General features: G+C 65.0%; 9 protein-coding genes. All 9 read right to left on the reverse strand.

What is annotated here, in order from left to right:
* On the reverse strand, nt 1-635 hold a 635-nt coding region (locus SE91_RS01970), incomplete at its 3' end, for a M20/M25/M40 family metallo-hydrolase (protein ID WP_156489936.1).
* A 310-nt stretch (nt 636-945) separates the two neighbouring features.
* On the reverse strand, nt 946-2,328 hold the full coding sequence (gene flbD / locus SE91_RS01975) for a sigma-54-dependent transcriptional regulator FlbD (RefSeq protein ID WP_061846375.1): 1,383 nt from the start codon (nt 2,326-2,328) through the stop codon (nt 946-948).
* Between the two features lie 51 nt (nt 2,329-2,379).
* On the reverse strand, nt 2,380-2,730 hold the full coding sequence (gene fliN / locus SE91_RS01980; protein WP_008566047.1) for a flagellar motor switch protein FliN: 351 nt from the start codon (nt 2,728-2,730) through the stop codon (nt 2,380-2,382).
* Between the two features lie 3 nt (nt 2,731-2,733).
* Entirely contained in the window at nt 2,734-3,357 is a 624-nt protein-coding gene (locus SE91_RS01985; protein WP_060737061.1) for a FliH/SctL family protein, read from the reverse strand.
* The gene (gene fliG, locus SE91_RS01990; RefSeq protein WP_008546004.1) at nt 3,357-4,451 is read right to left on the reverse strand and encodes a flagellar motor switch protein FliG; all 1,095 of its coding nucleotides are present in this window, start codon (nt 4,449-4,451) and stop codon (nt 3,357-3,359) included. Before fliG ends, SE91_RS01985 begins: the two co-directional genes overlap by 1 nt.
* A 41-nt stretch (nt 4,452-4,492) precedes the next feature.
* Nucleotides 4,493-6,106, reverse strand: coding sequence for a flagellar basal-body MS-ring/collar protein FliF (gene fliF / locus SE91_RS01995; RefSeq protein ID WP_060737060.1), 1,614 nt, complete (start codon nt 6,104-6,106; stop codon nt 4,493-4,495).
* 182 nt (nt 6,107-6,288) lie between these two features.
* Nucleotides 6,289-6,564, reverse strand: a complete 276-nt coding sequence (gene sciP, locus SE91_RS02000; RefSeq protein WP_002714638.1) for a CtrA inhibitor SciP — start codon at nt 6,562-6,564, stop codon at nt 6,289-6,291.
* Nucleotides 6,565-6,971: 407 nt separating this feature from the next.
* Entirely contained in the window at nt 6,972-7,679 is a 708-nt protein-coding gene (locus tag SE91_RS02005) for a flagellar hook assembly protein FlgD (protein WP_061846376.1), read from the reverse strand.
* A 12-nt stretch (nt 7,680-7,691) separates the two neighbouring features.
* A partial coding sequence (locus tag SE91_RS02010) for a flagellar hook-length control protein FliK (RefSeq protein WP_197489404.1) occupies nt 7,692-8,201 on the reverse strand: 510 nt, incomplete at its 5' end.

The following is an 8,201-nucleotide window of genomic DNA, read 5'->3' on the forward strand; positions in this document are numbered from 1 at the left end:
GCGCTGATGCCGGCTGCGAAATTGGCGCCGGAATGCGCCGCCTTGCCGGTGATGGCGAGATGCATGAAGATGCCGCCCTTGCGTCCGGTGACGACGTTGCCGGTGGGGCGGCCAGGCTCGGAATTGAACACGGCGCGCGCGCTGCGTCCCTCACGCTCGATCACGGGCCGCGAGGACGGCGAGCCGATCTCCTCGTCCGAGGTGATCAGCAGCTTGATCGGATGCGGATGACCACCGAACTTGTGGAAGGCGGTGGCCACGAACACGTTCATGACGAGCCCGGACTTCATGTCGGAGACACCCGGCCCATAGGCGCGGCCATCGCGAATCGTGAACGGCCGTCGTCCGGCCTCGCCCTTGCCGAACACGGTGTCGCGATGCCCCATCAACAGCACCGGCTTCTCGTTGCTGCCGGGCTTTGCCACCTCGGCATGGATCGCGTCGCCGAACGTGCCGTGGCTTTCGCGCCTGACGGGAATGCCGTGCTCGGCAAAATGGCGCTCGAACCGCGCCCCGACCGCATCGACGCCTTCCTTGTCGTAGGAGCCGGAATCGATGTTCACGACGTCGCGGAGCAGATCGATCATCGCCTGCCGCTGCGACGCCAGCCAGTCCGTAATTTGAGCTTCCGACATGTTCATCCTCGCGTAGGTTGTCAGCCGGGGTTTATAGGGCGTCGTGCTGGCGCGACCTAGTCGGAGAACGCGATGCCGCCATGTCTACTCCTGTCGTCCCTGCGAACGCAGGGACCCATACCGCGGAATCGATCGGTTGAAAGCGGTAGGAGTACCGAACCATAGTCGTCGTCAAACTCCTCCCTGGGGTTATGGGTCCCTGCGTTCGCAGGGACGACACTGAGGGTCTGGCGCCAACCTTTGTCTCACCCCAAAACAAAATGCCCGAGCCAAGCCCGGGCATCTGTATCTTCATTCAGCGTATACCGCTTCACGCTCCCATCGGCATCCGGGGATATTCCCCCGGCATGCCCGCCGGCGTGATCGGGATGCCGCCGTCGGCGTATTCGTTGAGCTTGTTGCGCAGCGTGCGGATCGAGATGCCCAGGATGTTGGCGGCGTGGGTGCGGTTGCCGAGGCAGTGCTTCAGCGTCTCCAGGATCAGGTCGCGCTCGACATCGGCGACGGTGCGTCCCACCAATGCTCGCGTCACCTGCTCGGCGGCCATGGTCGCGTGCGCGACCGCCGGGGGCGTCTTGGCGAGGTCGAGGCGGTCGCCGTCGGGCGTGATGATCGCGTCGGCGCCGATCTCGTCACCTTGCGCCATCAGCACCGCGCGATGCATGGTGTTCTCGAGCTCGCGGACGTTGCCCTGCCAGCGATTGGTGGAGAGCACGCGGCGCGCCTCCGCCGAGATCGGGCGCAGCGGCACGCCGTTGGCCTCGGCATATTTCTTCACGAAATGCTGGGCGAGCTCCAGGATGTCGGCAGGCCGCTCGCGCAGCGGCGGGATCTTCAGGTTCACGACATTCAGGCGGAACAGCAGATCCTCGCGGAAGGTGCCTTCGCGCACGGCCTCTGCGAGGTTGCGGTTCGAGGTTGCGATGATGCGGATGTCCACAGCTACAGGCTTGGTGCCGCCGACGCGGTCGATCACGCGCTCCTGGATGGCGCGCAGGAGCTTGGATTGCAGGCGGACGTCCATCTCCGAGATTTCGTCGAGCAGCAGCGTGCCGCCGGTCGCCTCCTCGAACTTGCCGATGCGGCGGGCGACCGCGCCGGTGAAGGCGCCCTTCTCGTGGCCGAACAGCTCAGATTCCAGCAGATGCTCGGGGATCGCGGCGCAGTTGATGGAAATGAACGGACGCTTGGCCCGTGCCGAGCGGGTGTGGACGTAGCGCGCCAGCACTTCCTTGCCGGTGCCGGATTCGCCGGTGATCATCACCGAGGCGTCGGAGCCCGCAATCTGCTGGGCGAGCTTGATCACGCGCGCCATGGCGTCGTCGCGATAGACCAGCTCTCGGGAATCGTTGGCGACGGCAGCCAGCACCGCAGCGATCAGCTCCGGCTCCGGCGGCAGCGGGATGTATTCCTTGGCGCCGGCATGAATCGCGGCAACCGCGGCGCGGGCGTCGTTGGTGATGCCGCAGGCAACGATCGGGGCGTGAATGTGCTCGGCTTCCAGCCGCATCACGAGGTCGCGGATGTCGAGCGCGACGTCGACCAGCAGGAGGTCGGCGCCCTTGCCGCCGCGCAGGACGCGCATGGCCTGCTCGTGATCCTCGGCATGGGTCACGGTGGCGCCGTTCTCCATCGCGATCTTGGTGGCGGTGGTGAGCTGGCCCTTCAGTGTGCCAACGATGAGAAGCCGCATGTCAGTCTCCTGTCCGTCTGTTCGCGCTGCCGCGCGTCATTCCTGTGTTCGCTAGCCGCGATCGGTCTTGATGATTTCGGTCATGGTCACGCCGAGCTTGTCTTCGACCAGCACCACCTCGCCGCGGGCGACGAGACGGTTGTTGACGTAGATGTCGATGGCCTCGCCGACGCGCCGGTCAAGCTCGAGCACGGTGCCGGGCCCGAGCTTCAACAGCTCGCCCACGTCCATCTTGGAACGGCCGAGCACGGCCGAGACCTGCACCGGCACGTCGAACACGGCTTCGAGGTCGGCCGCGACGCGCGCCGCGTATTCGTCCTCGGTATAGCCGACATCGGTGCCGGTGGGCGGCATCGGGCCGTTGAGATCGGGCAGCGGGACCTGTCCGTCGGTGTCGCTCATGGCTTAATTCCCCCTGCGGGACGCGATGTAGCGTCCGACCATTTCGTCGATCTTGGCCGCGATGGCGTTGCGCTCCAGCACGACGCCGCCATCGGCCCATTCGATCCGGCAATCGCCGGTCGCGATCTCCGGCTCGGCCAGGATCACCAGCCGGCCCTCGAAGCCGCTCTGCTTGGCGAGCCGCTCGATCTTGTCGCGCGCCGCATCGTAGAGCGCGTCGTTGATGCGGACGACGAGATGCGGCGTCGCGACCAGATGCGAGAAGCAGTCCTTGACCAGTGCCATGATCTCGCCGAGCGGCTCGGCCGCGACCAGATCGGCGCACAGCTTGCGGGCGACCGCGACCGCGACCTCGACCGCCTCGGTCTCCATCTTGGTCTCGATGCTGCCGATGCCGGAGGCGACACCGCGAATTGCGATGTTGATCTCTTCCATGGCGAGCGCGACGCGGCGGTCGCTCTCCGCCTTGGCCTCGCGCTGGCCGGCGGCAAAGCCGTCCTGATAGGCCCGGGCCTCGGCTTCCGCGACCTTCTGGGCGATCTCGGCCGCGGTCGCGCCCTTCTCGCGCGTCGACCGTTCGGGCGCCGCGAAGTCGGTATCGAACAGGAATTTCGCCGGAGCGGCCATCAGTACACCAGCTCGTCGTCGGCGCGGTTCTTGGTCAGCATGATCTCGCCCTTGGCGGCGAGGTCCTTGGCGAGATTGACGAGCAGCGCCTGGGCCTCGTCGACGTCGCGCAGGCGCACCGGGCCCATCGCCGCCATGTCGTCCTGGAGCATCTTGGCAGCGCGCGAGGACATGTTGCCGAAGAAGAAGTTGCGGACGTCCTCGTTGGCGCTCTTGAGCGCGACGCCGAGCTTGTCCTTGTCGACGTTGCGCATCAGGGTCTGGGCCGAGCCGGAATCCAGCTTCACGAGATCGTCGAAGGTGAACATTAGCGCCTTGATGCGCTCGGCCGATTCCCGGTTGTCCTCTTCCAGCGAGGTGATGAAGCGGGTCTCGGTCTGGCGGTCGAAATTGTTGAAGATCTCCGCCATCACCTCGTGGGCATCGCGGCGGCGGGTCTGCGACAGATTGGACATGAATTCGGTGCGCAGCGTCTTCTCCACGCTCTCGATCACCTCCTTCTGCACCGCCTCCATCTTCAGCATGCGGTTGATGACGTCCAGCGCGAGCTCCTCGGGCAGGATGCCGAGCACGCGGGCGGCATGTTCCGACTTCAGCTTCGAGAGCACCACGGCAATGGTCTGCGGGTATTCGTTCTTGAGGTAGTTGGCGAGGACCTCTTCCTGCACGTTGGAGAGCTTCTCCCACATGTTGCGCCCCGCAGGGCCGCGGATCTCGTCCATGATGCCGTTGACGCGCTCCGGCGGCAGGTACTGCTGGAGCAGGCGCTCGGTGGCGTCAAAATTGCCCATCAGCGCGCCCGAGGCCGACATGCGCGAGACGAATTCGAGCAGCATGTCCTCGACGGTGTCGACCTCGACGGTGCCGAGCGTCGACATCTCCAGCGAGAGTTGTCGCACCTCGTCGTCGTCGAGCAGCGACCAGATCTTGCCGCCATATTGCTCGCCGAGCGCCAGCATCAGGATCGCGGCGCGCTTGGGGCCCGCAAGCGCTTCAGCCTTGGCGCCGCCTGCACGGCTGCCGGCGCGCTGACCGAGCGTGGAGATCACGCTGGTGATGTCGTTGGAGTTGGCGTTCTGCAGATTGGCGGCCATGTCAGATCACTTCTTGATGCACTTGGCAGAGTTGGTTTGGGTTATTTCGCGGGTTCGGTCAGCCATTGGCGGATGATGGCAACGGTTTCGTTGGGGTTGCGTTCGGCGAGCTCGCCGACGCGGTGGACTGACTGAGCGTGGACCTGGCCCTGGATGGTGGCGACGTCGATCGCGCTGGCGGCGCCGCTCGGCAGCAGTGGCTGGCCGGCGGCCGGCGCAGCCTCTTCCGAAGGTGCGGGTCCCGTCAGCACGCCGGAGATGGCGGCGGCGACTTCGTCGGACGCGAGGATGCGCTTGACCAGCGGACGGATCACCAGGAACAGCACGACGAGGCCGAGCAGCATCATCACGCCGAGCTCGACGAAGTACATGAGGTCGTCCTTGGTGAACTGGAGCATGCCAAGGAAGCCCGAGGGTTCGCCGATCGGGGCGGTGGAGGGCGCGTCGGCGAAGCGGAGATTGACGACCTCGACCTGGTCGCCGCGCTTCTGGTCGAAGCCGATCGCCGAGCGCACCAGCGCGGCGATGCGGTCGAGCTGCTCCTTGGTGCGGTCCTGATAAGCGAGTTCGCCCTTGTCGTTCTTTGAATAGATGCCGTCGACCAGCACCGCGACCGAGATGCGATTGACCCGCCCGGCCTCGGTCACCTCGGTCTTGGTGGTGCGGGAAATCTCGTAATTGTTAGTCTCTTCGGTCTTCTTGCTCTGGTCCTTGGCCGCCACGCCGTTGTTCTGCTGGTTGCCGGGCAGCTCGTTGTTGACGGTGACCTGGCCGGTATTGTCGGCGGTCATGCTCTGCTCTTCGCGGGTCTGGCTCGAGCGCAGCACGCGGCCTTCGGGATCGAACTTGTCCGAGGTCTGGGTGACCTTGTTGAAGTCGAAATCGGCGGAGAGTTGCACGCGGGCGCGACCCGAGCCGACCACGGAGGAAACGATGTCCTCGACCTGCTTGCGTATCCGCTTCTCGAAGGCGATGCGGCGTTCGTCGCCGAGCGCCTGCTCCGGATCGGTCTGGGCGCCATCGGCCAGCAGCTGGCCGGCCTCGTCGACGATCGAGACCCGCTGAGGCTTCAGCCCGTTGACGGCGGAGGCGACGAGGTGGCGGATGGCGCGGATCTGCTGGGCTTCGAGCGCGCCGCGGACGCGGACCACGATCGAGGCCGACGGCTCCGGCGCCTCGCGCGCGAACAGCGGCCGCTCGGGCAGCACCAGATGGACGCGGGCGTTCTGGATGCGGTCGATGGCGCGGATGGTGCGGGCGAGCTCGCCCTCCAGCGCGCGCAAATGATTGATGTTCTGGACGAAGGAGGTGGTGCCGAGCGCGTCCGACTTGTCGAACACCTCATAGCCGACGCCGCCGCCCTTGGGCAGGCCGCCCTCGGCCAGCTTCATCCGCAGCCGCGTGACCTTGTCCTTGGGCACCATGATGATGGAGCCCTCATTGCGGATCTCGAACTGGATGCCCTGGCGCTCCAGATCCTTGATGATGCTGGAGGAGTCCTCGACGCTGAGGTCGGTGAACAGCGTCGTCATCTGCGGCGTGGTGACGCGCATGATGACGAACGCGAAGAAGCCGATGAGCGCGGCAGTGACCGCGATCATGGCCCCGAACCGGGCGGCGCCGATACTTTTCAGAAAGTCCGCAAGACCTTGCAAGCAACCGCCCCAACAGATTCGGCCGCTTTCACCGGAAAGGCCGAGTGGGCAATTATTGCCTAGGTGATGGTTTCGATATGGTTAACGAAGGTTAAGAGGTCGAACAAAAGTTAACGCCATGAAAAAATCGGCCTCGCAGGGCGGGGCCGATTTTCGTCAGAAGCCGCAGATTTCCGGATCGCTTACTGGCGATATTGCTGGATGCGGGTGGTGCGAAGACCCGCCAGACCGTGCTGGTCGATGGAAAACTGCCAGGAGAGGAATTCGTCGACCGTCAGGGTATAACGGCTGCAGGCCTCCTCAAGGGAGAGAAGTCCACCGCGGACAGCGGCGACGACTTCAGCCTTGCGGCGGATGACCCAGCGTTTGGTGCCGGGTGCAGGCAGATCCGCGATCGTCAACGGACTGCCGTCCGGCCCGATGACGTATTTTACCCTCGGGCGATGGGGTTCTGTCATGGCGTACTCACAAACTCTCAACCACTGAACTCACGCCGTAACCGTAACCCCCGCGGCTTAAAAATCCGCTAAGCCTAAGGCTTCAATACAATTCTCGTTGAAACTGGCGGGAACACGGGCGGCCCGGGGCGCTGAAAACGCGTTTCAGCAGGCCAGGCAGGGGTGTTCGTTAATACTTTACTAACGAATGAGGGCCTGAACGCGATGTTGCAAGGCTCTCTACTGCCGTCCCGGGGCGCGCGGAGCGCGAGCCTGGGATCCATAACCCCAGGGAGTAGTTTGACGACGACTCGGAAGTTACCGCTTCATGCGAAAACGACGTCCTGGGGTTATGGATCCCCGCCCCCCCGTGCGCAATTGCGCACTAGGCGGGGATGACACCTCATATGTGGCGCGCGTGCGCGCCCTCAATTGCTGCCGGTCGCGATGATGCTCTTGACCTGGCTCAGGGTGTAGCTGGCGCCGTCGATGGTGAGCAGCGGCGGCGACTGGGTCAGGTCGACCGAGGACACCACGCCCTGTACCTGGGCGGCGATGCCGACATTGTTGTTCGCGATGTCCTTGCCCGTGGCCGAGATCGTGTACTTGCCGTCGGGCCATTGCGTGCCGTCGTTGCCCTGCCCGTTCCAGGTGAAGGGGATGTCGGTGCCGGCGGCGGCGGTATATTTGCCGGTGAACACGGTCTGGCCGCTGGCATTGGCGACGGTGATGTCGACGGTCGAGTCGGTGGGAACGTTGAGGTGCCAGGTCGCCGACGAGTTGGTCATGGTCGCGGTCGTGCCGTCGACCAGAGCGGTCTTGCCGACGAAGCCCAGCGCCTGGGTCGCCTGCGTGGTCTGCTGCAGGGTAACGAGCTGGGCCAGCGCATCGTTGGTCTTGAGCTGCTGCTCGACGCCGGCGAACTGCACCAGCTGCTGCGTGAACTGGTTGGTGTCGAGCGGATCCAGCGGGTTCTGATTCTGGAGCTGCGTCGTCAGCAGCGTCAGGAAGGTCTGGAAATTGCCGGCGAGCGTCGATCCCGTGGTCGAGCTCAGCGAGTTCGACGAGGAGGATTTCGGAAGGTCCGTCGTTCCGGAGACGACGGGCGAGGAGGTCGCGGCGTTCGTGGTAGCCATGTCCAATACTCCTTACACTCTGATGTCGACGCCGCTGCTCGATCCGAGCATGCGGCCGTAGCCGCGCCCGACGGGCGCTGCTGCAATGGTTTCGTCCTCACTGATGACCAGCCGGCGGGCATTGCCGCCATTGTCCTGGTTCTGGCCGGAGTTCTGGCCCGACGAATTCTGGTCGCGCAGGCTGAAGGACAGCCCGCTGCTGCCGGTCTTGAAGCCGGCATCGTCGAGCGCGCGCTGCAATTGCGGCGCGTCCTGACGCAGCATCTGCAGCGTCTCCGCCTTCTCGACGGTGAGGTGCGAGGTGACCTGGCCGTTGCGGTCGATATTGATGCGGACGTCGATCTTGCCGAGCTCGGCCGGATCGAGGCTGATGTCGAAGCGCGACTTGCCGGAGCGGATCGCGGCGGCGATCTCGATCGGGATGCCGCTGATGGGCACGGCCGTGTGGGTCGCCGCGGTCGCGGTCAGCGTCGCGGTCGAGGCGGTGGCGGCCGAGGTCGTATTGGTCAGCGGCGCCTGCAC

Source organism: Bradyrhizobium sp. DOA1, from assembly GCF_001593325.1.
Classification (GTDB): domain Bacteria; phylum Pseudomonadota; class Alphaproteobacteria; order Rhizobiales; family Xanthobacteraceae; genus Bradyrhizobium.